Below are 26,462 nucleotides of genomic sequence, written 5' to 3' on the forward strand. Positions count from 1 at the left end.
TGTCAATAGCGCACCCTGTGAGTTGGCCGGAATTGTTTGCCCCATTTGCGCCACGAAGCGGTGCCAGGCTCGTGCGGCCACGCACTGTCCACTTCTCCCAGCCCTCCCGGTACTCCCGGTTCGCTCAGTGCTGCATCGGTCCCCGCCCGTACGCGGGAACCCCTAGGGCACCCACCGGCGTCGGCGGGGTGCTCGTCCACCGAGCGCATCAGGGACCTGCCACGGGCACATCCGGAGGCGGGCCGAACGAGTGGTGCGCCCCGTACGTCGGGGCCGTCGGGGCCTGGTGCCGGAGCTTCACGCGCCGTGAGCCGACTTTGGACGAACGTACGAAGGAACGGGCCTGGTAGCAGCAGCGTGCCCCGTACGTCCTGATCCATTCCCGCTCATTTGTGTAATGGCGCCCGTACGCACCGTGCTGGAAGGGTGGCGAACGCAGCTCGGCAGATGATCTGGGAGGGCGTTGTCCATGTCGGTAGGCGAAGAGATCCGTACGGACGAAGGCAGGCCGCAGCAGAGCCTCGGTACCTCTGCCGCGCGGAACCTGGCCACCACCACCAAGTCCGTGCCGCAGATGCAGGAGATCAGCTCCCGCTGGCTGCTGCGGATGCTGCCCTGGGTGCAGGTGCAGGGTGGTACGTACCGGGTGAACCGCAGGACGAGCTACTCGGTCGGCGACGGGCGCGTCACGTTCGTGAAGACCGGGGACCGCGTCGAGGTCATCCCCGCCGAGCTCGGCGAGCTGCCGGTGCTGCGGGACTTCGAGGACCAGGAGGTCCTGGAAGAGCTGGCGCGGCGGTGCCAGCAGCGCGAGTTCGACGCGGGATCGGAGCTGGTGTCCTTCGGCAGCCCCGCGGACGAGGTGTTCCTGCTCGCCCACGGCCGCGCCGAGCAGATCGGCACCGGCCCCTACGGCGACGACACCGTCCTCGGCACGCACGCCGACGGCGCGTACTTCGGCGAGCAGGCCCTGATCGACCCGGACACCATCTGGGAGTACAGCGTCCGTGCGGTGACCGCGTGCACGGTCCTCACGCTGGCGCGCCAGGACCTGGAGCAGGTCGCGGAGCGCTCGGAGTCCCTGCGCGCCCACCTCCAGAGCCTGCGGTCCATCCCGTCCCAGCGCACCAACGACTACGGAGAGGCGGCCATCGACCTCTCCGCGGGGCACAGCGGTGAACCGGTGCTCCCCGGGACGTACGTGGACTACGAGGCGAGGCCGCGTGAGTACGAACTGAGCGTCGCCCAGACCGTACTGCGCATCCACACGCGCGTGGCGGACCTCTACAACCAGCCGATGAACCAGACCGAGCAGCAACTGCGGCTCACGGTCGAGGCGTTGAAGGAGCGCCAGGAGCACGAGCTCATCAACAACCGCGAGTTCGGCCTGCTCCACAACTGCGAGTACGACCAGCGGCTCCAGCCGCACGACGGCGTGCCGAGCCCGGACGACCTGGACGAGCTGCTCAGCCGCCGGCGCGGCTCGAAGCTGTTCCTCGCCCACCCGCGCGCGATCGCCGCGTTCGGCCGCGAGTGCAACAAGCGCGGGCTCGTCCCGGAGACCGTCGACGTGTCCGGCCACCGCATCCCCACCTGGCGCGGCGTGCCGATCTTCCCGTGCAACAAGATCCCGGTGAGCGAGACGCGCACCACCTCGATCATCTGCATGCGTACCGGCGAGGAGGAGCAGGGCGTCATCGGGCTGCACCAGGCGGGCATCCCGGACGAGATCGAGCCGAGCCTCTCCGTGCGCTTCATGGGCATCAGCGAGCAGGCGATCATCTCGTACCTGGTGTCGACGTACTACTCGGCCGCCGTCCTGGTCCCGGACGCGCTGGGGGTCCTCGAGAACGTCGAGATCGGCCGCTGGAGGTGAGGCGCCGCCCGTGTCCGTGGCCCCGGCGCCACCCGTGCCCCCTGCAGCGGCGCCGGACGTCCCTGTGCCGTACGCGCCCGGGCGCCCAGGACCGGCCGCCGTCCGCCTCCACGCCGGAGTGAGTCCATGACGGACACCGCGGACGTGACGGAACGCCCACGGGCGCCAGGGGGCCTCGACCCCCCGGAGGAGCACGAGGCGGCCGAGATGCTGGCGTCGGCGCGCCGCCGCGTCGGCCCGGAGCTGCGCACGGCCGTCGCGTCGCTGCCCGAGGCGTTACGCCGCGTCGCGCTCCCTCACCTCGGCTGGGGGCACGTGGACGGCACACCCGCCCCCGGCGGGGCGGGCGCGGCGGCCCGGCCCGCGCTCGTGCTGGCCGCGGTGCGGGCGCTCGGCGGTGACCCGGGCGTCGCCGTGCGGGCGGCCGCCGCCGTGGAGCTGACGCACGGCCGCGCCCGGCTCCGCGACGGCGTCCTGGACCGGACCGCCGTCCGCGGGCGACGGCCCACCGCTGAAGCGCTGCCCGGCGAGGCCGACGCGATCCTCGCGGGGGACGCCCTCCAGGCCGTGGCGCAGCGGCTCCTTGCCGAGGATCCGCACCCGGGGGCCCCGGCGGCCGCCGCCCGCCTGGCCGCCTGCGTCGTGGAGCTCTGTGCCGCACGGCACCTGGAGCACGTCCTGGAGCGGCGCCGCTCCGCCGAGGTCGCGCCGGCGGAGTGGATCGCCGTGGCGGAGACCGGGGCCGGGGCGTTCCTCGGCTGCGCGTGCGCGATCGGCGCCGTGTACGCGGGTGCGGGACCGGAGGTGGCCGACGCGCTCGACGGGTTCGGGCGGCAGGCCGGGCTCGCGTTCCGCCTCATCGACGACGTGATCGGGATCTGGGGGGATCCCGCACGGGCCGGTGGGGCCGCGCGGGGGGACCTGGCGGCGCGCGGGAAGTCGCTGCCGGTGGTCGCCGCGCTCGCCTCCGGCACGCCGGACGGAGCGGCGCTGGCCGGGCTGTACGACCGCGAGCCCGGCGAGCGCGACCCGGAGCGGCTGGCTCGCGCGGTGGAGCGGGCCGGGGGGCGGGACTGGGCACAGACACAGGCGGCCGACCGCATGTCCCGGGCCCTGGGGGAGCTAGCCCGGGCGGTGCCGGACCCCGAGCGGGCGGGAGAGCTGCTGGCGCTCACGGAGCTCGTGACGCGCCGGTCCTGCTGACACCTGCTGACAACCGGCCCGAGGGGGGAGCCGGATGTGCAGGGGCGCGACCGAGGGGTGGCCGTGCGCGGAGGGGCGGGTCCGGTCACGCCGCACGGCCACGGCGGGCCGTCCGGTTACGGAGGCGGCGACGGCAGGCCACATCCGTCCGCGTGCGTGCCGTCGCTGTACGGGCGCCACCACGGCAGGGGGTGCCCGGGCGCCGCCGCGCGTGCCGGGTGGCCCGCCGCCTCGCGTGCGTAACCGGAGGCCGCCCGCCTCGGTGTGCGGGATGCCGCTGCCGCCGTGTGCGTAGGTACGGCACGCGACCGGCGCCTGCACACACACGGATCACACTGTCACTCCGCATACGCACACGCGTCACACTCGCCACTCCGTATACGCACGCCCACTACACCGTCGCCCCGCGCGAAACGATCACCTAGGCTGCAAACGGCAGTGACGGGGGAGGACTTCAGGGTTCACGGAGAAGGGGCGGGGACATGGGTGTGGTGGTGCGGAGAGCGACCGAGGGGGACAGGGCGGACATCGTTCGCCTGATGGACGAGGCGTTCCGGCAGGACCCGGTGAGCAGTTGGGTCTTCCCGGACGAGGACCGGCGCCGGCACCGGCACGGTGCGCTGATGAGCGCGTTCCTCGATCTCGCCTTCGCGGAGGGGTACGTGGACATCGCCGAGGACGGTTCGGCGGTGGCGCTGTGGTGGTCAGTGCCCGCGGGTGCGGGGCGCGAGGACGCCGGTTCCGCGGCGGACGGACCCGCCCAACTGCGTGAGGCCGTCGACCCGGACAACGAACGGGTGGAAGTCATCGCCCAGTTGACGTCCGGCATCCACCCGACGGACCGGCCGCACCAGTATCTGCACATGATCGCCGTACGGCCCGAGCGGCAGGGGCAGGGGATCGGTACGGCGCTCATCACCTCCGTCCTCGACCGGTGCGACCGCGAGGGGCTGCACGCCTATCTGGAGGCGAGCAGTCCACGCAGCCGTGAGCTGTATCTGCGCCTCGGCTTCGCCGACCTGGGCCAAGCCCTGGACCTGCCGGACGGGCCGACGATGTGGCCCATGTGGCGCGAGCCGCAACGTTCTTGAGCCTGGTAAACCCTTCTGGCCTGCGGAAACAAGAGAGCGAGGCGAACGGGGCGCCGTAACCCCTTGAAACCACTGCGGGTGAAGCACTATAAGTGAAGTACTTCATCCGGTGTGCCGGTGTGCCTGCGGCGCGGATGTGCCCGGATGCTTGCCCACAGCAGTGAGACCGCGGACAGCAATGAGAAAAACCGTGGACAGCAGTGAAAAAGGGGACACATTTGCGCAAGCTCACCTACTTCGTCGCCGTCTCGATCGACGGGTTCATCGGGGACCCGAGCGGTGACGCCACCTCCTACATGCGGTTCGTGGACGACGAGTTCCTGGAGTTCCTCAAGACGGAGTACCCGGAGACGGTCTCCGCGGCCGGACGCCGCGCTCTCGGCTTCGACGACCTGCCGAACCGGAAGTTCGACACCGTCATCCAGGGCATGAACAGCTACCGGCTCGGCCTGGACGAGGGGATCGCGAGCCCGTACGCCCACCTGCGGGAGTACGTCGCCACGCGCAGCCTCGGCACCGCGCCCGACCCGAACGTCCAGCTCATCGCGGACGATCTCGTCGGCAAGGTGCGCGAGCTCAAGGCGGAGGACAGCCCGCTGGACATCTGGTTGTGCGGGGGCGCGCAGGTGGCGGGCCAGCTACGCGACGAGGTCGACGAACTCGTGATCAAGACCTATCCGGTGCTGCTCGGCTCCGGCATGCCGATGTTCGCGGGCGTGGAGCCGGACGTCAGCGACTTCGCGCTGACGTCGTCGCGGGTCTTCGGCAACGGGCTCGTCGTACGCCACTACGTGCGGCGGTCCGCAAACGGGTGACCGCCAGGCTGTGCGGTCCCGGCATATCGCCATACCCTGGGTGTATGGGCAGTGAAGAAGGCCGGTTCGCTTCCCGTTCGCAGGACGGACACATATGCCCGAGCTGCGGACGTCCGGTCGCTACGGCCGTCAAACGACGCAAGGTGCTGGGAGCGTACGTCCCCGTGTGGGGCCCCGCCCCCTGCCACAACCCCGCCTGTGACGCGCGCGCCACCGAGGAACCCGAGGAGGTCAGGGTCCGACGTGCCCGCAGGAGCAGGCGCCGCGGGGCCCACCAGCAGAAGGGCCGCCCGACGGCCGGACCCGCCGCGGCCGACACGAAGTCCGTGACGGACGTCCAGCCGGACCCCGGAGCCTGACCGCGGGCGAGCACCGGCCTCCGCCGCCGATTGTCAGTGGGTGCCGGTAACGTCCCCGGCATGAAGGCGACGTGGGGGACGCGGTGGGCCGCCGCACTGCTGGCCGTCATGGTGGCGGCCGGGTGCGGGACCGCGGACGGGCCGGCCCGGGATCGCGCGCGCTCACCGGGCGAGCCCGAGGTGAGAGTCGAGCGCGACCTACCGGAACTGCCGTTGGACGCGTACGAGTTCAGCGCGCGCGACCACGACCGCGAGGAGACGGCCACGCGGCGCCTCACGCAGCGGTGCATGCGCTCCTACGGCTTCCGCGACTTCCCGTCGCACTGGCGTGAGCACCAGGAGACCTTGGCCGAGACCGTCACCACGGCGGCGTTCTTCACGAGCCTCTACGGGGTGCTCGACCTCGACCGGGCCCGGCATCTGGGGTACGGGGTGGATGCCAAGGAGATGGAGGCGGCGTTCGGGAAGCACTCCAAGGGGCGCCTGATCACGCAGGACGAGGAGCAAGTGCTGCACGGCGAGGCGCTCGCGGAAGGCGATCGCAAGGTCAAGGGCCGCACCGTGCCGAAAGGCGGCTGCTATGCGAGCAGCGCCCGTCGGCTGCGCGCCGGTGCCAAGGACGAACAGCGCCTGATCGAGTACGTCATGGAGCGCCGCGCCGCCCTCGACAAGGCCGTCGCCAAGGACGCGCGGATGCGCCGCGCACTGGACACGTGGGCGGACTGCGTCGCCGACAAGGGCTTCAAGCGGTACGCGAGCCCGGAGGCGGCCTTCCGCGACAAGGCCTGGGGGCGCGGCGGCGACGGCCGGACCACGCGTACGCGCCGCGAGCGGGACACCGCCGTGGCCGACATCGAGTGCAAGCGCGAGCACAACACGGCAGGCGTGTGGTGGCTCGTGACCGCCGAGAAGCAGCGGCGCGACATATCCCGGCACCAGGCGTCGTACGACGCCGTGCGCGCGGACCTGGACCGGGTGCGGGCGGCGGTGCGCCGGGCCCTCGGCGAGTAGCGGAGGCCGTCCCGGAGCATCGGCGGTGGGCCGGGGGCCGTCCCGGAACGTCGGCGGCGGGTTGGGGGCCGGTTCGGACCGTCGGTGGCGGGCGGGGCGGGCGTCTCAGTCGGGTCGGCGGGTGGCCCGGTGCCGGGCCACCGCGTCGTTGTTGGCGCAGCGCACCGAGCAGTACGTCCGACGACCCGCGCGTGAGGTGTCCACGAAGACGTGACCGCAGAGCGTACGGGCGCAGCGGCCCAGCCGGCGCGCGTCGGCGTGGCACACGATGGAGGCGAGGCCGGCCGCCGTCAGGGCCCGCACGTGGGCGGCCGGGTCCGAGCCGGGCGCGCTGTAGTGGAAGTGCGGGGTGCCGTCGTGCAGGGCGATACGGGGGCGGCTGGAGGCCTCGTCGAGCAGAGCGTTGAGGCGGGCGCAGCGCTTCGCGAGGTCCTGCGGGCCGAAGCAGGGGGCGAGGCGGTGGGCCCAGGCGCGGATGTCCCGCTGCTGGGCCGCGGTGAGGGTGTGGTCCACGACTCCGCGGGCGACGAGCAGGGCCGACAGGTCGGTGGTGCCTGTCTGTTGTTCCAGGTCCACCTGCGGTTCCGGGGCGTTCGGCTCGGGCTTCGCGTCTGGTTCCCGCTTCGTGTCCGGCTTCCGTGCGTACGCGTTCACCAGGTCCGCCGCGAGCAGAGCCGCCTCGCCCCCGTAATGGTTGAACTGCATAAGGGCATGACATCACGCTGGGCCCATGGGGAACACACGCGCCGCGCGCGGCGCCCTCGTCATGGTGTTCGCGCAGGTGGTCAGCCTCCAGGCAGGTGCCGCGGTCGCCAAGGGCGCGTACGGAGACGTCAGCCCGACCGCTCTCGCCGGGATGCGCCTCGGCTTCGCGGCGCTCGTGCTGTGGTGCGTGGTGCGGCCTAGGCTCGCGCTGCTGACGGCCGCGCGGTGGCGGGCCGCCGTCGGGCTCGGCGTGGTGTTCGCCGCCATGAACACGGCGTACTTCCAGGCCATCGGCCATCTGCCGCTGGGGGTCGCCGCCACCCTGGAACTCCTCGGGCCGCTCATGCTCGCCCTGGCGCTGTCCCGCAGCCTCGCGCAGCTCTGCGCCGGGCTGCTCGCCCTCGCCGGGGTGCTGCTGCTTGCCGCGCCGGGTGGGGCGCTGCCGGTCGCTGGCCTGGTGTCCGGCGCGCTCGCCGCGGTCTGCCGGGCCGCGTACGTGGTGCTCAACCGCCGTGTGGGGCGGCTCTTCCCGGACTGGTCCGGGCTCACCGTGGCGCTCGCCGTCGGGGCGCTACTGCTCGTCCCGGTCGGGGCGGTGACCGACGGCGCGGCCGTCGCCCGGCACCCGGCCGTCCTCGGTACCGGCCTCCTCGTCGCGCTCCTCTCCTCCCTGATCCCGTACTGCCTGGACCTGCTCGCCCTCCGCCGCGTGGGCGTCCGGGCCTTCGGGGTCCTGCTGGCGCTCGGGCCCGCGGTGGGCGCGGCGGTCGGCTTCGCGGCACTGGGGGAGCGGTTGAGCGGGCCGCAGTGCGGGGCGGTGGGGCTCGTGGTGGCGGCGTGCGCGTGGGCGGTGTGGTCGGGGAGCGGCGGCCCCGCGCCGGGTCCGGCCGACTGCCCGGCGGACTGCCCGGCCGACCGCCCGGCCGACCGCCCGGCCGACGGCCCGGCCGACGGCCCGGCGGACTGTCCGGCCGACGGCCCGGCGGAGCAGGGCCCTGCCGGTCCCCGGGGGGGCCGTGTGCATGATGGGGCCATGACCCGAACCCGAGGTTCCGCCCGGTGACCGACACGCCCTTGAGCCCGGGGCCGCCTCCGGTGACCGACACGCCCTTGAACCCGGGGCTGCCCCCTGCGACCGACACACCCGTGACCGCGGAGCTGCCTCCGGTGACCGAGGCGCCCCTCACCCCGGACCCGCCTCCGGTGACGGACGCGCCCCTGCGCCCCGCGCGCGGCGCCGGGCACGCCCCGGCCGTGCCTCCGCGTCCCTTCGACGCCGTCCTCACCGACCTCGACGGCGTCATCCGCTTCTACGACATGTCCCGGCTCGCCGCACTGGAGCGCGCGGCCGGGCTGCCCGAGGGAGCCACCGCCGAGATCGCCTTCGCGCCGGAGACCGACCTGCCGCTGATGCTCGGCCGGATCGGCAAGGAGGAGTGGGTGGCGGCGATCGCCTCCGGGCTCGCCGAACACCGGCGGCTCGACCCGGCGCGCGGCCGTGCACTCGGGTTCGCGCTGGCCGAGTCGGGGTTCTGGGCGGACCAGGAGGTCGTCGAGCTGCTGGGCCGTGCCCGGGCCCGCGTACCGGTGTCGATCGTCACCAACGCCACGCCCTGGCTGGACGACGACCTGGCGCGGCTCGGCCTCACCGGCCTCGTGGACGACGTGGTCGGCAGCGCCGCGTTCGGCCTGGCCAAGCCCGACCGCCGTATCTACGAGCTGGCCGCCGAGCGCGTGGGCGCGGCCGTCAGCCGCTGCCTGTTCGTGGACGACCGCCAGGAGAACGTGGACGCGGCGGTCGCCCTCGGCATGACCGGCGTGCTGTACCGGCGGCCGGACGACCTGCGCGAGGCCTTGGCGCCGCTCCTCGCGTGAAGCTCGGGGAGGTGCGTCCGGCTCCTACGCCCGTCGGCGCGGGCCCGGGCCGCCCGGCCCTCGCCCTCACCAGGCGCTGTCGCGACCGTCCTTCCGGGCAGGGCCGCCTCCGCCACCGTGCGCAGAGGGTCGGCCCCGCCCCCACCCCGTGTCCCCCTTCCGGCCCCGTCCGGCCGTCACCAGGCCGGCCCTCCCGGTCCCACGATCCCCTCCGGGCCGCCGTCCCCGCTGCCCGCCCCGACCGGGGGGAGGGAAACGGGAGGTGTGCCCGGAGACCCGGAAGGGTTCCGCATCCACTCGATCATGTGTCCGTCCGTCCTCCGCGTCGCCCTCGCGCCCGCCCTCCATGCCCCTGTCGCGCAGGGACCGATACCGTGGGCGTACCGCTCCGTGATCTTCTGTTCGACACCGCCGCGAGGCGGTCGGCGCGCCGTCGTCCCCGGCGCGTCACTGCTGTGACGGATCGCGACGAAGGAATGTGACACATGGACGGAAGGCAGCTTCTCGCGGAGCGCTTCGAGGAGCACCGGCCGCACCTGAGGGCGGTCGCCTACCGCATGCTCGGGTCCCTGAGCGAGGCCGAGGACGCCGTTCAGGAGACCTGGCTCAAGCTCAGCCGCTCCGACAGCGACGGCGTGCGGAACCTGGGCGGCTGGCTGACGACCGTCATCGGCCGCGTCTGCCTGGACCTGCTGCGCTCGCGCCGGCAGCGCGGCGAGCTCTCCCTCGACGTACCCGAGACGTACGTACCCGACCCGCGGATCAGCCCCCTGCCGGGCCGCGGGGAGGCGGCGGACCCGGAGGAGGAGGCGCTGCGCGCCGACTCGGTGGGGCTCGCGATGCTGGTGGTGCTCGACACGCTGGGCCCCGCCGAACGGCTCGCGTTCGTCCTGCACGACATGTTCGCCGTGCCGTTCGAGGACATCGCGCCCATCGTGGAGCGGTCCCCGGCCGCGACCCGGCAGCTCGCGAGCCGCGCCCGCCGCCGGGTGCGGGAGGCGGCGCCCGCGCCCGATCCGGACCGCGCCAAGCAGCGCGAGGTCGTCGAGGCGTTCCTCGCGGCGGCGCGCGGCGGCGACTTCGACGCGCTGCTCGAACTCCTCGACCCGGACGTGGTGCTGCGGGCGGACGGCGGCGACGTCACCGGCCTGTCCAGGATCGTGCGGGGTTCCCAGGCCGTCGTCGCGGGGGCGCGTTCCTTCGCCACGGTCGCGCTGTCGACGCACCTGGTGCTGGTCAACGGCCGCGTGGGCCAGCTCTCGATCCTCGACGGGAAGCCGTTCTCCGTCGGCGAGTTCACCGTGCGCGACGGCCGGATCGTCGAGGTCAACATCCTGGCGGACCGGGACCGGCTCGCCGCGCTCGTGGACGCCTCGACGATCGCGGCCGTCATCGGCGGCGGCGAGCCGACCGGCTGACCGGGCCGGGCGGCGCCACCGGCTGGGCGGCGTCACGGGCTGGGCGGCGCCACGGGCCGGGCGGCGCCACCGGTCGGCCAGGCCGGTCGACGGCCCCGGTTGACCGGGCAGGCCGCGCCGACCGGCCGTACCGCCCGCGCCCCTGGCTGACGCGCCCGGGCGCCCCAGCGGACCGGTGCACCCGGTCAGCCGGGCCCGGTGCCGGTCCGCCGCGTGACCCGCTGCACGTACTCCTTCCTGTCCAGCGGGTTGTGGTCCGTGCGCGGGCGCGTCGGCGGTGCCCCGCGTACGGGCTCGTAGCGCTCGAAGGCGGACTCCCACTCGCCCTCGCCGCGCGTGAGCCCGGGCAGCAGCCGCTCCAGCTCGTGCACGTGCGCGGCGGGGATCACGCCGTCGAGCACGTACGACGAGCCGCGCACGACTGGCGCCCGCGGCACGGCGCGCAGGCGCCCGAGCACCGGCAGCAGGGTGCCGAACACGTCGGCGGGCACGGTGAGGCGGAACCGGTGCAGCGGCTCGCACACGCGCGTGCCCGCCGCCCGCAGCGCGTCCATGAGGACCAGCGGCGTCAACTGGCGGAAGTCGCCGGCCGTGCTCGACATGCTCTTGTCGAACACCGCGTGCGCGTGGCTCTGCCGGGGCCAGTACCCGGAGTGCGTCATGGTGACGACGCAGTCCGGGACCTCCCAGCCGTACAGGCCCTGCCGCAGCGTCTCCCGGACGGTCTCCTCGACCGCCTTGAAGAACGCGTACGGCATCGACCCCAGCTCGACGCCGAGCCGGAACGCTACGCCCGCACCCGGCGGCGCCGGTTCCACGCGCAGCCCCACCGTGGCGAGGAACGGGTTGGGGCCGGTGTCGATGATCTCGGCCTGCGCGCCGGTCCCGACGACCCGCTCCACGCACAGCGTGGTCGTCCCGCGGAACTCGACGCCGATGCCGTACTCCTCCGCCAGCGTGGCCTCGACGACCTCCTTCTGCACCTCGCCGTACAGCGACACGGAGATCTCCTGGCGCAGTGGGTCCCGGCGCAGACCGATCAGCGGGTCCTGCTCGGCGAGCTGGGTGAGCGCGGCGTGCAGTGCGCCCTTGTCGGCCGCGCGGCGCGGCACGACGACCGTCTCCAGAGTGGGCGGCGCGAAGTGCCGCCGGGGCGCGTGCCGTTCGGGCACGGCGCGTACGTCGCCGAGCACGTCTCCGATCCGTACGTCGCCGAGGCCCCACAGTTGGGCGATCTGTCCGGCGGCGGCGGTCTCGCGGGGCACGGCCGCACCCCGCTCGAAGACGCTGACGGCGGTGACCTTGCCGTCGGTGGCCCGACCGGCGACTGGGCTGTCGGCGACCGCACTGTCGACGATCCCGCTGTCGGCGACCGCTCCGTCGGCAGCGGGGCCGGCGAGTGGCACCCGGTCGCGCACCCGCACCGCCCCGGAGTACAGGCGCGCGTACGCCACCTTCTCACCGGCGGGGCCGCGCTCGACCTTGAAGACGGCGCCCGCCAGCGGGCCGTCCGGCGTACCGGACGCGGCGGGCAGCAGCTCCTTGACGGCGTCCGTCAGCGCGGTGATCCCGGTGCCGGTGATGGCCGAGCCGAAGAACACCGGGTGCACCTCGGCCCGCCGCGTCTGCTCCGCCAGGGCCGCGCGCAGCCGCGCGGGGGTGAGCGCGGCGAGGTCGTCGTCGACGTACGCGGCGAGCAGTGCGTCGTCCCGCTCGGCGAGGCACTCGGCCAGACGGGCACGGAAGCCGGCGTCGTCGGGGGCGTACGGAACGGCCCGCGCGCCCCGGGTGCCGGGGGAGCGGACGGTGCCCATCGCGACCACGGCCGGGGTCAGTTTCCGGCCGATCTCGGCGAGTACGCGGTCGCCGTCCGCGCCGCGGCGGTCGACCTTGTTGACGAACACCAGCGTGGGGATGGCGAGCCGCCGCAGCGTCCGCAGCAGGAGACGGGTCTGCGGCTGGACGCCCTCGACGGCCGAGACGACGAGCACCGCGCCGTCGAGCACGCTCAGGACGCGCTCCACCTCGGCGATGAAGTCCGGGTGGCCGGGGGTGTCGATGAGGTTGACCGTGACGTCGTCGAGCGGGAACGACACGACGGCGGACTTGATGGTGATGCCGCGCCGCCGCTCCAGGGCCAGGGAGTCGGTGCGCGTACTGCCGTCGTCGACGCTGCCGAGCTCGTCGACGACACCGGCGGCGTGCAGGAGCCGCTCGGTCAGGCTGGTCTTACCGGCGTCTACGTGCGCCAGGATGCCCAGGTTCAGGATGCGTGCGGGAGAGTGCGATGGCACTAGGCGTCATGTCCTCGTGTCGGGGGGCGATTCCTTCCTGGTGGGACACGGACGTCTGGCGCATCTGGGATCTCCTGGGGCTGCGGGGCTGTGGGTCTGTGGGGCGGCGGGGCGGCGGGTTTCCGGGCCAGCGGGTCACACGTCGGTCGCTCGTGGAGCGCTCGGCGGTCACTCGTCCGGCGGGCGCGCGCGGTACGGGCCGACGTGATCAGTGCAGCAGGGGGCGCGGGAGGAGGGCAACTGATTTCCGGCGCGCTCCGGTCTGCCCGTGCCCGGGTACGACGAAGGGCCCGGCCGGTGCGCCCGGCCGGGCCCCCTCGTCACGGTCAACCGCCCGCGGGTCAGGCCTTCTTGGTCTCCCAGAAGATGCGGTCGATCTCGGCGATCAGCTCCAGGGCCTTCTCGCCGGTCTTCGGGTCCGTCGACGCCTTGGCCGCCGACAGGGCCTTCAGGGTGTCGTTGACCAGCACGTGGAGCTGGGGGTACTTCTCGAAGTGCGGCGGCTTGAAGTAGTCGCTCCAGAGCACCGAGACGTGGTGCTTGGCGAGTTCGGCGCGCTGTTCCTTGATGACCGTGGCACGGGACTGGAAGTGCGGGTCGTCGTTGGCGGCCATCTTCTCCTGCACGGCCTTGACCGACTCCGCCTCGATGCGGGCCTGGGCGGGGTCGTACACGCCGCACGGCAGGTCACAGTGGGCACTGGCCTTGACCTTGGGGGCAAACAGGCGGGAGAGCATTGAGCTGTCCTTCCTCGTGATCGTCTTCTCAGGGGCGAGATTACTCCGTGAGAGACCTGTTTTCGCGGGCGCCCCCACGGGCTTAGGTCAAAAGTCCAGGGTCACACTGGGACTGGTGGAGGATTGGACCGGGAGGTTGTCTGATGCCTCAGATGGCGGCAGACGGGCGGGAGACACGCGTGCCGTTCCAGTTGATCGAGGTCGACGGGCCGTCGATGGTGCCCACGCTGAATCCGGGTGACTGGATGCTCGTGCAGCACGGCGCGCGGGTGCGGCCCGGTGACGTGGTGATCCTGCGGCACCCGCTGCAGCAGGACTTGTTGGTGGTCAAGCGGGCCGTCGAGCGGCGGGACGGCGGCTGGTGGGTGCTCGGCGACAACCCGTACAACACGGGCGGCGACAGCAACGTCTACGGCGTGGTGCCGGAGGAGCTCGTGCTCGCCCGGGTGCGGGGGCGCTTCAGGCCGCTCAGCAGCTTCCGCGCGGAGCGCGAGGCGGTCGGGCGGCGTCAGCTGTCCCCGGCGGCGCTGGTCTCCTGGAGCTTCTCGGCCGTGCGGCCGGTGCTGGCGGACCGCTCGCTCTCCAGACGCTTGCGGGCGCGGTAGGCCGCCACGTTGGCGCGGGTCGCGCAGCGGTCGGAGCAGTAGCGCCGCGAGCGGTTGGTGGACGTGTCCAGGTAGGCGTTGCGGCACGGTGCCGCCTCGCACAGGCCGAGCCGGTCCACGCCGTGTTCCGTCAGGTGGAAGGCGAGCCCCATCGCGGCGATGGCCGCGTACCCCGCGGTCACGTTCGACGGGTGGTCGGCCAGGTGCATGTGCCACAGCGGGCGCCCGTCGTCGTCGCGGTAGTCGTGGCCGGAGATCTGCGGGCTCACCGGGAACTCAAGGAGCAGCGAGTTCAGCAGGTCCACGGCGAGGGTCTCGTCACCGCCGTCCGCCGCCTCGAAGACCGAGCGCAGCCGCGCCCGCACCGAGCGGAAGCGCGTCACGTCCGAGTCGGTGGCCCGGCGGGCCGCCTGCTGGTTGGCCCCGAACAGCTCACGGACCGCGTCGACCGACGTGAGCGTGTCCTTGTTGCGCGCCGGTTCCTCGGTGTTGACCAGTCGCACGGCGTAGTCCGAGTAATAGGCCAGTTCCACTTGTAGTCCTTACGGCGGCGGGCTATCTTCATCTGCGGGCGAGGTAACAGGCGCTTTTCGATCGCGGGTGTTACCTGCCGAGGATATTCGAGGGTAGTACGGGACGGAGGGCTTCCGGTGACGGAAACGGCTAGCGGTACGGGCTTCGGGACCGACTGGCGCGCCTGGCAGGAGAGCTGGGACCGCCAGCAGGAGTGGTACATGCCGGACCGCGAGGAGCGGTTCCGCGTCATGCTGGACATGGTGGAGGCGCTGGTCGGCCCGGAACCGCGGGTCCTCGACCTCGCCTGCGGCACGGGCAGCATCACGGACCGGCTGCTGAAGAGGTTCCCCAAGGCCGTCAGCGTCGGCGTCGACCTGGACCCCGCCCTGCTCGCCATCGCCGAGGGCACCTTCGCCGGCGACGACCGGGTCACCTTCGTGACCGCCGACCTGAAGGACCCGGAGTGGGCCTCCCAGCTCCCGCACGACTCGTACGACGCCGTGCTCACGGCCACCGCGCTGCACTGGCTGTTCAGTGAGCCGCTGGCGGCGCTCTACCACCAGGTCGGCAAGCTCGTCCGGGACGGCGGCGTCTTCCTGAACGCCGACCACATGCCCGACCCCGCGACGCCGCGCATCAACGCCGCCGACCGTGAGCAGCGCCACGCCCGCCAGGCCGCCGCGAAGGCCGCGGGCGTCCTGGACTGGGCGGACTGGTGGGCGCTCGCCGCCGCGGACCCGGTCCTCGCCGAGCCCACGGCCAAGCGCTTCGAGATCTACGGCGAGCACGCGGACGGCGACACCCCGCCCGCCGAGTGGCACGCCCGCACCCTGCGCGAGGCGGGCTTCGCCGAGGCCCGCGCGGTGTGGGCGTCGCCGTCGGACGCGATGGTGCTTGCGGTGAAGTAGGGGCTTGCCCGCGGCTACGGAGAGGGGCGGTACGGGTCGGTGACCCGTACCGCCCCTCTCTCCGTGGAGCGCGTTCTCCGGACGCGGGTGCCCGGGAGCGTGTCCCGGACGTGGACCGGTGGCCCTTCGGCTCAGAGGACCTTCGACAGGAACGACTTCGTCCGCTCGTGCTGCGGGTCGGTCAGGACGTCCCGCGGGTGCCCGGACTCGACCACCACGCCGCCGTCCATGAAGACGAGGCTGTCGCCGACCTCGCGCGCGAAGCCCATCTCGTGCGTCACGACGATCATCGTCATGCCGGACTCGGCGAGGTCGCGCATGACGTCGAGGACGTCGCCGACCAGCTCCGGGTCCAGCGCGGACGTCGGCTCGTCGAACAGCATCAGCTTCGGGTCCATCGCCAGCGCGCGGGCGATCGCCACGCGCTGCTGCTGGCCGCCGGAGAGCTGCGAGGGGTAGTTCTTCGCCTTGTCCGCGAGGCCGACCCGCTCCAGGAGCTGCTCGGCGCGCTCCCGGGCCTCCGCCTTCGGCTGTCCCTTGACCTGCACGGGCGCCTCGATGATGTTCTCGAGGGCCGTCATGTGCGGGAACAGGTTGAAGCGCTGGAAGACCATGCCGATGTCCCGGCGCTTCATGGCGACTTCGCTGTCCTTGAGCTCGTACAGCTTGTCGCCCTTCTGCCGGTAGCCGACGAGTTCCCCGTCGACGTACAGGCGTCCGGCGTTGATCTGCTCCAGGTGGTTGATGCAGCGCAGGAACGTCGACTTGCCGGAACCGGAGGGTCCGATGAGGCAGAAGACCTCACCGGCCTTGACCTCCAGGTCGATGCCCTTGAGGACCTCGACGTGGCCGAACGACTTGTGGACGCCCTCGGCCTTCACCATGGCGGTCATCGGATACCTCCCGAACGGTTGCCGAGGGACAGCATGTTGGCCTTGATCTTCTGCCAGGGGGTGTCCGGCAGGGTGCGCGAGGAGCCGCGCGCGTAGTACCGCTCCAGGTAGAACTGGCCGACGCTGAGGATCGAGGTCATGATCAGGTACCAGGTGGCGGCGAGGAGCAGGGCCTCGACCGTGGCGCCCGACGAGGTGCCGATGTCCTGTGCGTACCTGAGGAGCTCGTAGTACTGGACGGCCGCCACCAGGGAGGTCGTCTTCAGCATGTTGATGACCTCGTTGCCCGTCGGCGGCACGATCACGCGCATGGCCTGCGGGATGACGATGCGGCGCAGCGTCTTGTTGTGGCTCATGCCGAGGGCCTGCGCGGCCTCCGTCTGGCCCTCGTCGACCGAGAGCAGGCCGGCGCGGCAGATCTCCGCCATGTACGCGGCCTCGTTCAGGCCGAGGCCGAGCAGCGCCGTCAGGAACGGCGTCATGAAGTCGGCCCACTCGTCCTGGTAGACCGGCCCGAGGTTGATGTACTCGAAGACGAAGCCGAGGTTGAACCAGACGAAGAGCTGGACCAGGACCGGCGTACCGCGGAAGAACCAGATGTAGAACCACGCGATCGACGAGGTCACCGGGTTCTTCGACAGGCGCATCACCGACAGGACCACGCCGCCCACGACGCCGATGAGCATCGACAGGACCGTGAGGATCAGCGTCTCGCGGACGCCCTTGAGGATGCGGTCGTCGAAGAAGTTGTCCGGGATGGCGTTCCAGTTGATGTCACCCTGGGAGAAGGCGTAGATGATCGCGCCCAGGACGCCGATGGCGAGCACGGCGGCGACATAGCGGCCGTAGTGGCGCACGGGGATGGCTCTGATGGCCTCCGGCGCGGAGCGTGGCGGCTCGTCCTGCGGGCCGGGTGAGCCCGACTTGGTGATGTCCGTTGTCACGGGTGGTGCCTTTCAGCGACGAGTGTGACGAGGTGTACGACGGGGGTCTCGCGGGGATCGCGCAGGGATCTCCCGGGGATCTCGCGGGGATCTCGCGGGGATCGGCTCACTTGCCGCCGTTGACCACGGCCTTCTTGACCGCGCCGTCCTCGACGCCCCACTCCTTGATGATCTTCTCGTACTGGCCGTTCGCGATGATCGCGTCCAGCGCGGCCTTGATGGCGTCACGCAGCTTCGGGTTGTCCTTGGAGACCGCGATGCCGTACGGGGCCGCCTCGACCTGCTCGCCGACCAGCTCGAAGTCCTTGCCGCCGCCGGAGGTCTTCACGGCGTAGGCCGCGACGGGGAAGTCCGAGGAGCCCGCGTCCGCGCCGCCGGAGCGCAGCCGGGTCTGGGCCTGCTGGTCGTTGTCGAAGGACTCGATGCCGATCTTCTTGCCGCCCTTGCACTTCTTCGACTCGGCCTTCGCCATGTCGTGCGAGACGGTGCCGCGCTGCACCACGACCTTCTTGCCGCACAGGTCGGACCAGGTCTTGATGCCCTGGTTCTCGCCCTTCTTGGTGTAGATCGAGACGCCCGCGGTGAAGTAGTCGACGAAGTCGACGCCCTTGCCGACCTTCTTGCCGGTCTCCTCGTCGACGCCCTCCTGGCGGTTCTTGGTGTCGGTCATGGCCGACATTGCGATGTCGTAGCGCTTGGAGCGCAGGCCACCCAGGAGCGTGTCGAAGGTGCCGTTGTCGAACTGGAACTCCACTCCGAGCTGCTTGCCCATCGCCTCGGCGATGTCGGGATCGATGCCGACCGTGTCGCCGTTCTTGTCCTTGAACTCGACGGGCGGGTAGGCGATGTCCGAGCCGACCTTGATGACGCCCTTGTTGCGGACGTTCGCGGGCAGCAGGTCGGAGAGCGGGGCGTCGATGACCTTCTTGCCGCCGTCGTCCTTCTTGTTGTCCCGCTGGTCGCCGCAGCCGGTCAGGAGCAGCGAACCGGCGACCGCGATCGCGCCGACAGCGACAATCCGGGACTTCGCGGAGTTCGCGGCGGTCGTGCGACGAGTGGTGCCTGCGGTCATAGGGGTCCTCCGGCGGATGGGGGAGTAGCCATGTGTCATGTCGTGACATGGGGTCGTGCACACACCTTCGGGTGTCGCGACCTCGTGTGATGGTGCATCTTGCCATTCGGACCGTCCGATTCTGGGGGCCGGAGATGTCAAAATCGGATAACGGGCGATCCGTGAACCACAACAGGCCGCTACGTCTCGGTCATTGGCGGAGCGGGGCGAACAGGTGGCAACCGCCGGATAACCGCCCAATCTCGCTATGTGGACGGCCTTGGGTGGGCCTTTCCGCTTAACCTTCGATAAATGGGGCATTTCGAGTCCCTGCTGCTCAGCTTCCCTCGCGTACGCGTGTTCGTCCACCCCTCTCTGGCTGCCGGGGTGGCGGGAGGAACTGTTCCTGGTGTGGAACGAGCGTTCTATCCACGGCGGAGGTAGGTCGGGGGCGGCGGGGCACAAGGAGCGGAAGCGGCTGGGGAGGCGTGGCCTGACGGGAGGCTCGTCCCGGGCTCGTCCCGCCCTCGTACGGGCCTTGACCAGGGCTGGAAACCGGCTGTTCACGTCGAGCTGTGACAGATATGGCTCGTCGGCGGCAGGAAGCATCCGGTAGAAAAGACGGTTACACCCCTCATCCGGGGCTCAGGGCGCGTGTGCGGCGCGCCCGCGTGTTCGTACGTACCTTCCCGTACCGCTCCGCCGCAGGCGGAGAGCCTCGCCGGCAGGCGGGGCACCGGGGGCCGACCGGCCCGCGGTGGGGTCGGGCGGGGCCCGGGCCGACCGGCCCGCGGTGGCAGCACGGACACGGTGCCCGCCCCACTTCTGCACCAGGAAGTGGTCCACCCTCAACATTGATCGATTAAGGGGTCAGACACAGTGGCAGCGGAGATCGTCAATCCTCGCAGCGACAGCGGTACGCGGACGGGTCACGAAGGCGCCGAGGAGCCCTTCGATCCCGCCTTCGCGCTGCACCGCGGCGGCAAGATGGCCGTCCAGGCGACCGTTCCGGTGCGCGACAAGGACGACCTGTCCCTCGCGTACACGCCCGGCGTGGCGAAGGTGTGCAGCGCCATCGCCGAGAACCCGGAACTCGTCCACGACTACACCTGGAAGTCGAACGTCGTCGCCGTCGTCACCGACGGCACCGCCGTGCTCGGCCTGGGAGACATCGGGGCAGAAGCCTCCCTTCCGGTCATGGAGGGCAAGGCCATCCTCTTCAAGCAGTTCGGCGGCGTCGACGCCGTGCCGATCGCCCTCGGCACCACCGACACGGACGAGATCATCGACACCGTGGTGCGGCTCGCCCCCTCCTTCGGCGGTGTGAACCTCGAGGACATCTCCGCTCCGCGCTGCTTCGAGATCGAGCGGCGCCTCCAGGAGCGCCTCGACATCCCCGTCTTCCACGACGACCAGCACGGTACGGCGGTCGTCACCCTCGCCGCGCTGCGCAACGCGGCGCGGCTGACCGACCGGACCCTCGGCGACCTGCGCGCCGTGATCTCCGGCGCCGGGGCCGCGGGCGTCGCCATCGCGAAGTTCCTCCTGGAGGCCGGGCTCGGTGACGTCGCGGTCGCGGACCGCAAGGGCATCGTCAGCCGGGACCGCGACGACCTCACGCCGGTCAAGCGGGAGCTCGCCGAGCTCACGAACAAGGCGGGCCTCAGCGGTTCGCTGGAGAGCGCGCTCGCCGGCGCAGACGTGTTCATCGGCGTCTCCGGCGGCACCGTCCCCGAGGCCGCCGTCGCCTCGATGGCCCCGAACTCCTTCGTGTTCGCCATGGCCAACCCGAACCCCGAGGTGCACCCCGACGTCGCCCACAAGTACGCCTCCGTGGTCGCGACGGGCCGCTCGGACTACCCGAACCAGATCAACAACGTCCTCGCCTTCCCCGGCATCTTCGCGGGCGCCCTCCAGGTGCGGGCCTCCCGGATCACCGAGGGCATGAAGATCGCGGCCGCCGACGCACTGGCCGACGTGGTCGGCGACGAGCTCTCCGCCGACTACGTGATCCCGTCCCCGTTCGACGAGCGGGTGGCCCCGGCGGTCACCGCGGCGGTCGCGGCCGCGGCCCGCGCCGAGGGAGTCGCCCGGGCGTGACCCCGTCCGCGCCCTCCTGACGCGAGCCGCACTGACACCGAGGCCTCGCCCCGAGCCGGGGGCGGGGCCTCGGTGTGTCGTGTCGCTGTGGGGTACGGCGCGGGGCCCGGTGGGGCCTCAGGGACGGCGGGTTGAGGCTGGGCGGGCTTAGCTGGACCTCGGGGTCGGTCGGGTGGAGCACGCTGAGTTCGGGGCGGGCCCGGCGAGGCCTCGGGGCCGGTGGGGTGGAGCGCGGAGGGGGCAAGGGCGGGGCCCGGTGAGGCTCGAGGGGCGGCGGGACGGGGCGCGGTGGAGGGGAGCAGGGGTGGGGTGCGGCATGGGCGGGGCCGGGGTGACGCGGCGGGGGTCACATGCCTGGGCCGTTCCAAAGGCCCAGGTCCGCGACTACGGTCAGCGGCATGTTCGCTGCCTACGCCGCCCGCATCGACCCCACCCACCCCCTCAACGGCCTCGAACTGGGCGACCGCCCCGCCCCGACGCCCCGCCCCGGCTGGTCCACCATCCGCGTCAAGGCCGCCTCCCTCAACCACCACGACCTGTGGTCCCTGCGCGGGGTCGGCCTCGACGAGGACAAGCTCCCGATGATCCTCGGCTGTGACGCCGCCGGCGTCGACGAGGACGGCAACGAGGTCGTCCTGCACTCCGTCATCGGCCAGTCCGGCCACGGCGTCGGCCCGCACGAGCGCCGCACCATCCTCACCGAGAAGTACCAGGGCACCTTCGCCGAGCAGGTCTCCGTACCCACCTGGAACGTCCTGCCCAAGCCCAAGGAACTCTCCTTCGCCGAGGCCGCCTGCCTGCCCACGGCCTGGCTCACCGCCTACCGCATGCTGTTCACCAACGCGGCCGTACGACCCGGCGACTCGGTCCTCGTCCAGGGCGCGGGCGGCGGTGTCGCGACCGCCGCGATCGTGCTCGGCAAGGCGGCGGGCCTGAAGGTCTTCGCCACCAGCCGCGACGAGGCCAAGCGCAAGTGGGCCCTGGAGCTGGGCGCGGTCGAGGCGCTGCCCTCGGGCGCGCGGCTGCCGCAGCGGGTCGACGCCGTCATCGAGACGGTCGGCGCCGCCACCTGGTCGCACTCGATCAAGTCCCTGCGGCCCGGCGGCACCCTGGTCATCTCCGGTGCCACCAGCGGCGACCGCCCCTCGCACGCCGAACTGACCCGGGTCTTCTTCCTGGAACTGCGCATCGTCGGCTCCACGATGGGCTCCAAGGACGAACTGGAAGACCTCCTCGCCTTCTGCGCGAACACCGGCGTGCGGCCCGTCATCGACGAACTGCTGCCACTGGACCGCGCCCGGGAGGGCTTCGAACGCCTGGAGGCAGGCGAGCAGTTCGGCAAGATCGTACTGACGGTCTGATCGCCCGGACCGTCTCCCGGCAACCTCCCTCCACCCCCACGCGCGTCAACCACGGTTGACACGAGTGGGGGTGTCAACCTACGTTGACGTGCATGACCGAAGCAACGGATCTCGCCGAGCGTGCGGGAGACCGCGACCCACGGGTCGGACTCCGTGCTGTCAGCGCGCTGCGGCGCCTCGTGGAGCAACTCGAAGCCGTCCAGGTGCGCAGCGCGCGCCGACAGGGCTGGTCGTGGCAGGAGATCGCCGCCGAACTCGGCGTGAGCAGGCAGGCCGTGCACAAGAAGTATGGGAGGCAGTGATGTTCGAGCAATTCACCAAGAACGCCCGGGCCGTGGTGACCGGCGCGGTCACGCACGCCGAACGGACGGACGCCGAGGCCGTCGACGAGAGCCACCTCCTGCTCTCCCTGCTCGACCGGCAGGGCAGCCGTGCCTCCTTCGCACTGGCCGCGCTGGGGGCCGACCGGCGCCGTGAGGAGATCGCCCGCGAACTCGCCGAGGCCCGCCGCCGGGGCGGTCTCAGCCAGGCCGACACCGAGGCGCTCGCCGGGCTCGGCATCGACGTCGAGGAGGTCGTCGCCCGTGTCGAACAGGCCCATGGCGCGGGCGTCCTGGCCAGTGCCGGCGCGACCCGGGGGCGCTGGGGCTTCGGCTCCTGGTCCGGGCACCGCCCCTTCACCCGGGAGGCCAAGGGCACACTTGTGTCGGCCCTGCGCATCGCCACCGCGCGAGGTGACCGGACCATCGGCGACGAACACCTCCTGCTCGCCCTGACAACCCGCCCCGGCGTGGTGGCGGAGGTCCTGGCCGACCGGGGCGTCACACGCGAGGCCCTGGACCGGGTGCTTCCCTAGCCTCGGCAGCCCCTCGGCAGCCCCCGGCAGCCCCCGGCAGCCTCGGCCGTTCCGCGCCCGCCCCGCCGCCTACGGGCTGCCTGCCCTGCGCCCCGCCGCCTCTCGGCCGTCGGCCCTGCCGTCTACGGGCCACCCGTCCCGCCGCCTCCCGGCCGTCGGCCTGCTTCCTGCGGACCATCTGTCCTGTCCGTCACCCGCGAAGCACCCGCCCCCCCGCGGTCACCCATCCGCGGCCTGGCAGTCATCCACCCTGCCGCCTCCAGTCATGGGCCCCGCCGCCCGCGAGCAATCTCGTCGCCCGGCGCTTACCGCCATCAACCCTCGCTGGAACCACCCCCTCTCCACCTGGCGGCCCACCTCCCGGGCCGCCAGGCCCTCTCATGCACCATCCCGGCTATCGCAACTCCCGGCCCTGCCCTGACAGGCAGGGCCGGAAAGGGCCGCCCTGTCCCATGGCGCCTGCGCGCGCGGCAGGCGCTCCTCGCTATGCCTTCGGTGTGCGCAGGGACGCCGTGACGTGCGCGGCTGTCTCGGACAGGCGGCGGCGGGCTTCGCGGAGTTGCTCCGGGGAGACCCCGTGGTCCCGCGCCGCGTCCCGGATGTCGTCCCGGAAGCGGTCCAGGAGCCGCTCCAGGTCGCGCACCGGGTCGCCGCCGGCCGCTTCGTCGTGGGCCCAGTCCGGCAGGTACTCGACCGGCACCTCGTCCCGCGGTGGTGTGTACACGGGGCCGGGCTCGGGCGCCTCGCCGTCCCGGTCCCGCTGATCGGCCTTGTCGTGCTCGTCGGCTCTGTTGGCCTTGTCGGCCTGGTGGTGCTTGGTGTCGGTGTCCCCGAGGCCGAAGTCCATGCCGAAGCCCCGGCCGAACTCCTTCCCGAAGTCGCCCACCTCCTTGGCCAGTTCGGCGAGGCCTTCCCGCACCCCTGTCGGCCAGTCGCCGTGCGCGAAGTGGACCTGCACCCGCTCCTGCACCCGCTTGGCCATGCGCTGCCACTCCTCGCGCGCCCGCTCCTCCGCGTCCCGCGCCTGGCGGCGGGCCCGCTGGGCCTCCTCACGGGCGCGGCGGCTCTCGTCCTTCGCGCGCCGCGCCTGCTCCTTCCACTCCTGCCGGGCCCGCCGGAACTCCTCCTTCGCCTGACGCCAGCTCTCCGTGCCGGTCCACGCGCTGTCGGTGGGTTCGCCGCCGAAGGGGTTGCCGGGGCCGCCGCCGGACCTGCCGGCGGTCCGTGCCTGCTGAGCCGCCGCGCGCATCTCGCGCCGCAGCTCACCCGCCGCGCCCTGCACGCCGTCGCGGATCTCGGCGGCCAGCTCCGCGACCGACTCGCGGATCTCCAGCTCCAGGTCGGCCAGCTCGCCGCTGCGGCCGGCCAGCTCGGCCCGGCCCGCGTCCGTGATGGCGTAGACCTTGCGGCCGCCTTCCGTGGTGTGGGTGACCAGGCCCTCCGCCTCCAGCTTGGCCAGGCGCGGATACACGGTGCCTGCCGAGGGCGCGTACAGCCCCTGGAAGCGCTCCTCCAGGAGGCGGATCACCTCGTAGCCGTGGCGCGGGGCCTCGTCCAGGAGCTTGAGCAGATACAGGCGCAGGCGGCCGTGGGCGAACACGGGGGGCATCTCAGAGCACCTTCTTGTCGGTCGGGGCGTCGGTGGCGGTGTCCGCCTCCGGGGTGCCGGTCGGGGTCTCGGGGGCGGCGTCGGCCGAGGAGGCCGGGGGCGGGGTGCCCTCCGCCGGGGTGTCCGGCGCGGGGTCACCGCTCCCATACCGATCTTCCTCTACGGGTGGCCTGCGCAGGAGCGCGATGGAACCCGAGATCGTGGTCGCCCTGAGACGGCCCCGGCCCGAGCCGAGGCTGCCGGATATCTTCTTCGTGCCCCAGTGTCCACTGACCCTCAGCTCCTCGAAGTCGCTGGACAGGGAGCCGCTGGTGGTGTCCGCCTCGACCTGCGCGTGCCCCGGCCGCGGCAGCCGGATGGCTATCTCCCCCGAGACGCTGGAGAGCCGGACGTCGGCCGGACCACCGACGGGATCCAGATCCACGATCATCGAGCCGGTCACCGATTCGGCCCGAACGGAGGACCCGGCGCCTTCGACGACCGTCAATTCACCGGAGACCGACTCGAACCTGAGGTCGCCGGTGAGCCCCTGGGCCTCGACGCCGCCGGAGACCGTCTCGGCCCGGACCGGGCCGGTCAGGCCGACCAGCGTCGCGGCGCCCGAGATGCTCCGCACCTCCACGAGGTCCTCGACCCCGCTGACCATGGCCTCGGCGCCGATCACGCCCACCTCGACCCGCGCGCCGGCCGGGACGGCGAGGGAGACCACCGCGTGACGGCGGGGTCCCGTGGGTGCCAGCCAGTCGAGCAGGCCCTTCCAGGGAAGGTCCTCGTACGCGACGGACAGCGTGTCCCCGAACCGCGTCACGGTGAGCGGGGGGCCCGCTAGTTCGGACACCTCCAGCCGCGCCGTGTCTTCGTCGGTGCCGACGACGTTCACCATGCCGTTCGCCACGCGGACGCGCAGTCTCCGCACGGGCGCGTCGAACGTGAGCTTCCGCGGCTCGGTGACGGACCACTGTGACATGCCGACTGCCCTCCTTGCGTGGGTGGACACGACGCGCCATATCGCATCCTCGCTGAACACGATATATCGCGCTCACGGAAAGTCAAGACCTATCTCGTGTCCGGCCTGTCTCGTGTCCGGACCTGGCGACCACCGGCGACTCCCGGCGGCTTCCGGCGACTTTCAACGACCTCCGGCGGCTACCGGCGATGCCACCAGCCCCGGCCAGGGTCGGGAGGCGTCGACGGGATTCCCAGCCCACCCAGCCCCGCCCGGCCACGCCAGCTCCACTCAGCCCCCGCCAGCCCCATCCGCCCGCGACCGCCACAGCCCCGAGCGCCGAACATCCGCCTTTGTCCTAGCGTGGGGCCATGTCCTCCGAGCCGACCCCCGCCTCCGACCCCGCCCCCGCTTCCTCGTACCCCGCCCCCGCTGCCACTCCCGCGCCGGCCTCCGGCGGCGCCGCCGCCTCCGCCGGGGCGCTGTTGCTCTGCCGGGCTCGTCCGGACTCCGTCGAGACCGTCGCCCAGCTGCTGCGCGAGCGGATGCTGCTGGTGTCCGCGGGGCCGGAGTGGAGCGTGTTGGTTCCGGAGGGGAAGCCGTGGCTGGAGGGCGGCGAGCCGGTCGACGGCGTGGTGGCCGGATGGGCCGCCGCGCTCGCCGTGGGCTCGCCATGGCCGGTCCTCGCGCTGTGGTGGGACGCCGACCGCTCCGGCTGCACGCTCGCCGCCGGTTTCCGCCGCACGGTCGGCTACGTGTGGCTGGCGAACGGCACCCCCGCCGGTGAGGACGAGGCGATGCGGACCCTCGCCGCGCGGCTCGGCCTCGACCCGGTGCTCGACATGCAGGCCCTGGACGCGCTCGCCCGCCCGGACGCGCAGGCCGACGCCCGCGCCCGGCTGCGCGGCCTCATCGCGGTCCTCACGCGCGCGGGCGTCACCCTGCCGCCCGGTCTCGGCCCCGGCGAACCGGCCGACCGGCTGCGGGCAGCGGCCCGCGAGCTGGACGGCGTACGGCGCGTCGAGTGGCCGGGCTGGCGTGACGCCGTGCGCGCCGAGCTGGATGCCGTGGAGAGCGGACCACTGGGCCCGTGGCTGCGCGGCCCGCGCGCACGGGCCCTGGCAGGTGCCCAGGTGGCCGCCGGACTGCCACTCCTGGCCTGGTCCCTGCGGCGGCAGGGCCGTGGCGGCTGGACGGCGGCGGGCCTCGTCCTCGTGGTCGACGGCGCGCTGGGGCTGGCGTACGACCGCGCGCGGCAACGGGACTGACGGGACGCACCCCGGAGAGCC

At 72.5% G+C, this 26,462-nt stretch carries 24 protein-coding genes; 15 read left to right on the forward strand and 9 right to left on the reverse strand.

Features of this window, described 5'->3' with window-relative positions; translation table 11 throughout:
* The first annotated feature begins 469 nt into the window (after positions 1-469).
* The 5 genes from QK440_RS02825 (at position 470) to QK440_RS02845 (ending at position 6,355) form a co-directional block, all read left to right on the forward strand.
* A complete protein-coding gene (locus QK440_RS02825) occupies positions 470-1,876 on the forward strand; it encodes a family 2B encapsulin nanocompartment shell protein (protein WP_282791305.1) in 1,407 nt (468 codons plus the stop codon).
* Between the two features lie 126 nt (positions 1,877-2,002).
* Positions 2,003-3,079: a polyprenyl synthetase family protein gene (locus QK440_RS02830; protein ID WP_282791306.1), complete on the forward strand. Its 1,077-nt coding sequence runs from the start codon at positions 2,003-2,005 to the stop codon at positions 3,077-3,079.
* A 482-nt stretch (positions 3,080-3,561) separates the two neighbouring features.
* Positions 3,562-4,170 (forward strand): GNAT family N-acetyltransferase, encoded by a 609-nt coding sequence (locus QK440_RS02835; RefSeq protein WP_282791307.1) that lies wholly within the window; start codon positions 3,562-3,564, stop codon positions 4,168-4,170.
* A gap of 218 nt (positions 4,171-4,388) precedes the next feature.
* Positions 4,389-4,985, forward strand: a complete 597-nt coding sequence (locus tag QK440_RS02840) for a dihydrofolate reductase family protein (RefSeq protein ID WP_282791308.1) — start codon at positions 4,389-4,391, stop codon at positions 4,983-4,985.
* Positions 4,986-5,404: 419 nt separating this feature from the next.
* A complete protein-coding gene (locus tag QK440_RS02845; RefSeq protein ID WP_282791309.1) occupies positions 5,405-6,355 on the forward strand; it encodes a hypothetical protein in 951 nt (316 codons plus the stop codon).
* Between the two features lie 105 nt (positions 6,356-6,460).
* On the opposite strand, the gene QK440_RS02850 is transcribed toward QK440_RS02845, so the two are convergent.
* Positions 6,461-7,060 carry a CGNR zinc finger domain-containing protein gene (locus tag QK440_RS02850; protein ID WP_282791310.1) on the reverse strand — a complete coding sequence of 200 codons (600 nt, stop codon included), beginning with the start codon at positions 7,058-7,060 and terminating at the stop codon, positions 6,461-6,463.
* A gap of 25 nt (positions 7,061-7,085) precedes the next feature.
* Here QK440_RS02850 and QK440_RS02855 point away from each other — a divergent pair, with 25 nt between their 5' ends.
* The 3 genes from QK440_RS02855 (at position 7,086) to QK440_RS02865 (ending at position 10,353) form a co-directional block, all read left to right on the forward strand.
* Complete coding sequence (locus QK440_RS02855; protein WP_282791311.1) at positions 7,086-8,123, forward strand: EamA family transporter; 1,038 nt, start codon at positions 7,086-7,088, stop codon at positions 8,121-8,123.
* 191 nt (positions 8,124-8,314) lie between these two features.
* Positions 8,315-8,935: an HAD-IA family hydrolase gene (locus QK440_RS02860; protein WP_282791406.1), complete on the forward strand. Its 621-nt coding sequence runs from the start codon at positions 8,315-8,317 to the stop codon at positions 8,933-8,935.
* Between the two features lie 485 nt (positions 8,936-9,420).
* The gene (locus QK440_RS02865) at positions 9,421-10,353 is read left to right on the forward strand and encodes a sigma-70 family RNA polymerase sigma factor (RefSeq protein ID WP_282791312.1); all 933 of its coding nucleotides are present in this window, start codon (positions 9,421-9,423) and stop codon (positions 10,351-10,353) included.
* Positions 10,354-10,538: 185 nt separating this feature from the next.
* Here QK440_RS02865 and QK440_RS02870 read toward each other — a convergent pair whose 3' ends face one another.
* Together QK440_RS02870 and sodN are read right to left on the reverse strand one after the other, a co-directional pair.
* A complete protein-coding gene (locus QK440_RS02870) occupies positions 10,539-12,647 on the reverse strand; it encodes a TetM/TetW/TetO/TetS family tetracycline resistance ribosomal protection protein (protein ID WP_282791313.1) in 2,109 nt (702 codons plus the stop codon).
* Between the two features lie 341 nt (positions 12,648-12,988).
* Positions 12,989-13,384 (reverse strand): superoxide dismutase, Ni, encoded by a 396-nt coding sequence (gene sodN, locus QK440_RS02875; protein WP_282791314.1) that lies wholly within the window; start codon positions 13,382-13,384, stop codon positions 12,989-12,991.
* 143 nt (positions 13,385-13,527) lie between these two features.
* Between sodN and sodX the strand changes: the two genes are divergently transcribed.
* A complete protein-coding gene (gene sodX / locus QK440_RS02880; RefSeq protein WP_282791315.1) occupies positions 13,528-13,989 on the forward strand; it encodes a nickel-type superoxide dismutase maturation protease in 462 nt (153 codons plus the stop codon).
* On the opposite strand, the gene QK440_RS02885 is transcribed toward sodX, so the two are convergent.
* The gene (locus QK440_RS02885; protein ID WP_282791316.1) at positions 13,893-14,522 is read right to left on the reverse strand and encodes a CGNR zinc finger domain-containing protein; all 630 of its coding nucleotides are present in this window, start codon (positions 14,520-14,522) and stop codon (positions 13,893-13,895) included. The two genes, sodX and QK440_RS02885, sit on opposite strands and share 97 nt — an antisense overlap.
* Before the next feature lie 117 nt (positions 14,523-14,639).
* Between QK440_RS02885 and QK440_RS02890 the strand changes: the two genes are divergently transcribed.
* Positions 14,640-15,413: a class I SAM-dependent methyltransferase gene (locus QK440_RS02890; RefSeq protein ID WP_282791317.1), complete on the forward strand. Its 774-nt coding sequence runs from the start codon at positions 14,640-14,642 to the stop codon at positions 15,411-15,413.
* A 131-nt stretch (positions 15,414-15,544) separates the two neighbouring features.
* Here the strand turns inward: QK440_RS02890 and QK440_RS02895 are convergent, their stop codons facing one another.
* From QK440_RS02895 to QK440_RS02905, 3 genes are all read right to left on the reverse strand, one after another.
* Positions 15,545-16,306 (reverse strand): amino acid ABC transporter ATP-binding protein, encoded by a 762-nt coding sequence (locus tag QK440_RS02895; protein ID WP_282791318.1) that lies wholly within the window; start codon positions 16,304-16,306, stop codon positions 15,545-15,547.
* Positions 16,303-17,250 (reverse strand): amino acid ABC transporter permease, encoded by a 948-nt coding sequence (locus QK440_RS02900; protein WP_282791319.1) that lies wholly within the window; start codon positions 17,248-17,250, stop codon positions 16,303-16,305. Before QK440_RS02900 ends, QK440_RS02895 begins: the two co-directional genes overlap by 4 nt.
* Positions 17,251-17,356: 106 nt before the next feature.
* The gene (locus tag QK440_RS02905) at positions 17,357-18,322 is read right to left on the reverse strand and encodes an ABC transporter substrate-binding protein (protein ID WP_282791320.1); all 966 of its coding nucleotides are present in this window, start codon (positions 18,320-18,322) and stop codon (positions 17,357-17,359) included.
* Between the two features lie 858 nt (positions 18,323-19,180).
* Between QK440_RS02905 and QK440_RS02910 the strand changes: the two genes are divergently transcribed.
* From QK440_RS02910 to QK440_RS02925, 4 genes are all read left to right on the forward strand, one after another.
* Positions 19,181-20,401: an NADP-dependent malic enzyme gene (locus QK440_RS02910; RefSeq protein ID WP_282791321.1), complete on the forward strand. Its 1,221-nt coding sequence runs from the start codon at positions 19,181-19,183 to the stop codon at positions 20,399-20,401.
* A gap of 398 nt (positions 20,402-20,799) precedes the next feature.
* Positions 20,800-21,762 (forward strand): zinc-binding dehydrogenase, encoded by a 963-nt coding sequence (locus tag QK440_RS02915; protein ID WP_282791322.1) that lies wholly within the window; start codon positions 20,800-20,802, stop codon positions 21,760-21,762.
* Positions 21,763-21,854: 92 nt separating this feature from the next.
* Complete coding sequence (locus tag QK440_RS02920) at positions 21,855-22,064, forward strand: helix-turn-helix domain-containing protein (RefSeq protein ID WP_282791323.1); 210 nt, start codon at positions 21,855-21,857, stop codon at positions 22,062-22,064.
* The gene (locus QK440_RS02925; RefSeq protein ID WP_282791324.1) at positions 22,064-22,618 is read left to right on the forward strand and encodes a Clp protease N-terminal domain-containing protein; all 555 of its coding nucleotides are present in this window, start codon (positions 22,064-22,066) and stop codon (positions 22,616-22,618) included. The genes QK440_RS02920 and QK440_RS02925 overlap by 1 nt, the downstream gene beginning before the upstream one ends.
* A gap of 484 nt (positions 22,619-23,102) precedes the next feature.
* On the opposite strand, the gene QK440_RS02930 is transcribed toward QK440_RS02925, so the two are convergent.
* The gene (locus tag QK440_RS02930; RefSeq protein ID WP_282791325.1) at positions 23,103-24,227 is read right to left on the reverse strand and encodes a PadR family transcriptional regulator; all 1,125 of its coding nucleotides are present in this window, start codon (positions 24,225-24,227) and stop codon (positions 23,103-23,105) included.
* Position 24,228: 1 nt separating this feature from the next.
* On the reverse strand, positions 24,229-25,194 hold the full coding sequence (locus QK440_RS02935) for a hypothetical protein (protein WP_282791326.1): 966 nt from the start codon (positions 25,192-25,194) through the stop codon (positions 24,229-24,231).
* 350 nt (positions 25,195-25,544) lie between these two features.
* On the opposite strand from QK440_RS02935, the gene QK440_RS02940 reads away from it, so the two are divergent.
* On the forward strand, positions 25,545-26,441 hold the full coding sequence (locus QK440_RS02940) for a hypothetical protein (protein ID WP_282791327.1): 897 nt from the start codon (positions 25,545-25,547) through the stop codon (positions 26,439-26,441).
* The last annotated feature ends 21 nt before the right edge of the window (positions 26,442-26,462 follow it).

Source organism: Streptomyces sp. CC224B (genome assembly GCF_030010595.1).
GTDB lineage: Bacteria > Actinomycetota > Actinomycetes > Streptomycetales > Streptomycetaceae > Streptomyces > Streptomyces longispororuber.

Excerpts from the sequence above, each read along its gene's own strand:
- QK440_RS02825 (WP_282791305.1), top strand. The coding sequence starts at position 470 with ATGTCGGTAGGCGAAGAGATCCGTACGGACGAAGGCAGGCCGCAGCAG.
- QK440_RS02830 (WP_282791306.1), top strand. The coding sequence starts at position 2,003 with ATGACGGACACCGCGGACGTGACGGAACGCCCACGGGCGCCAGGGGGC.
- QK440_RS02835 (WP_282791307.1), top strand. The coding sequence starts at position 3,562 with ATGGGTGTGGTGGTGCGGAGAGCGACCGAGGGGGACAGGGCGGACATC.
- QK440_RS02845 (WP_282791309.1), top strand. The coding sequence starts at position 5,405 with ATGAAGGCGACGTGGGGGACGCGGTGGGCCGCCGCACTGCTGGCCGTC.
- QK440_RS02850 (WP_282791310.1), bottom strand. The coding sequence starts at position 7,060 with ATGCAGTTCAACCATTACGGGGGCGAGGCGGCTCTGCTCGCGGCGGAC.
- QK440_RS02855 (WP_282791311.1), top strand. The coding sequence starts at position 7,086 with ATGGGGAACACACGCGCCGCGCGCGGCGCCCTCGTCATGGTGTTCGCG.
- QK440_RS02865 (WP_282791312.1), top strand. The coding sequence starts at position 9,421 with ATGGACGGAAGGCAGCTTCTCGCGGAGCGCTTCGAGGAGCACCGGCCG.
- sodN (WP_282791314.1), bottom strand. The coding sequence starts at position 13,384 with ATGCTCTCCCGCCTGTTTGCCCCCAAGGTCAAGGCCAGTGCCCACTGT.
- sodX (WP_282791315.1), top strand. The coding sequence starts at position 13,528 with ATGCCTCAGATGGCGGCAGACGGGCGGGAGACACGCGTGCCGTTCCAG.
- QK440_RS02895 (WP_282791318.1), bottom strand. The coding sequence starts at position 16,306 with ATGACCGCCATGGTGAAGGCCGAGGGCGTCCACAAGTCGTTCGGCCAC.
- QK440_RS02905 (WP_282791320.1), bottom strand. The coding sequence starts at position 18,322 with ATGACCGCAGGCACCACTCGTCGCACGACCGCCGCGAACTCCGCGAAG.
- QK440_RS02915 (WP_282791322.1), top strand. The coding sequence starts at position 20,800 with ATGTTCGCTGCCTACGCCGCCCGCATCGACCCCACCCACCCCCTCAAC.
- QK440_RS02920 (WP_282791323.1), top strand. The coding sequence starts at position 21,855 with ATGACCGAAGCAACGGATCTCGCCGAGCGTGCGGGAGACCGCGACCCA.
- QK440_RS02925 (WP_282791324.1), top strand. The coding sequence starts at position 22,064 with ATGTTCGAGCAATTCACCAAGAACGCCCGGGCCGTGGTGACCGGCGCG.
- QK440_RS02930 (WP_282791325.1), bottom strand. The coding sequence starts at position 24,227 with ATGCCCCCCGTGTTCGCCCACGGCCGCCTGCGCCTGTATCTGCTCAAG.
- QK440_RS02935 (WP_282791326.1), bottom strand. The coding sequence starts at position 25,194 with ATGTCACAGTGGTCCGTCACCGAGCCGCGGAAGCTCACGTTCGACGCG.
- QK440_RS02940 (WP_282791327.1), top strand. The coding sequence starts at position 25,545 with ATGTCCTCCGAGCCGACCCCCGCCTCCGACCCCGCCCCCGCTTCCTCG.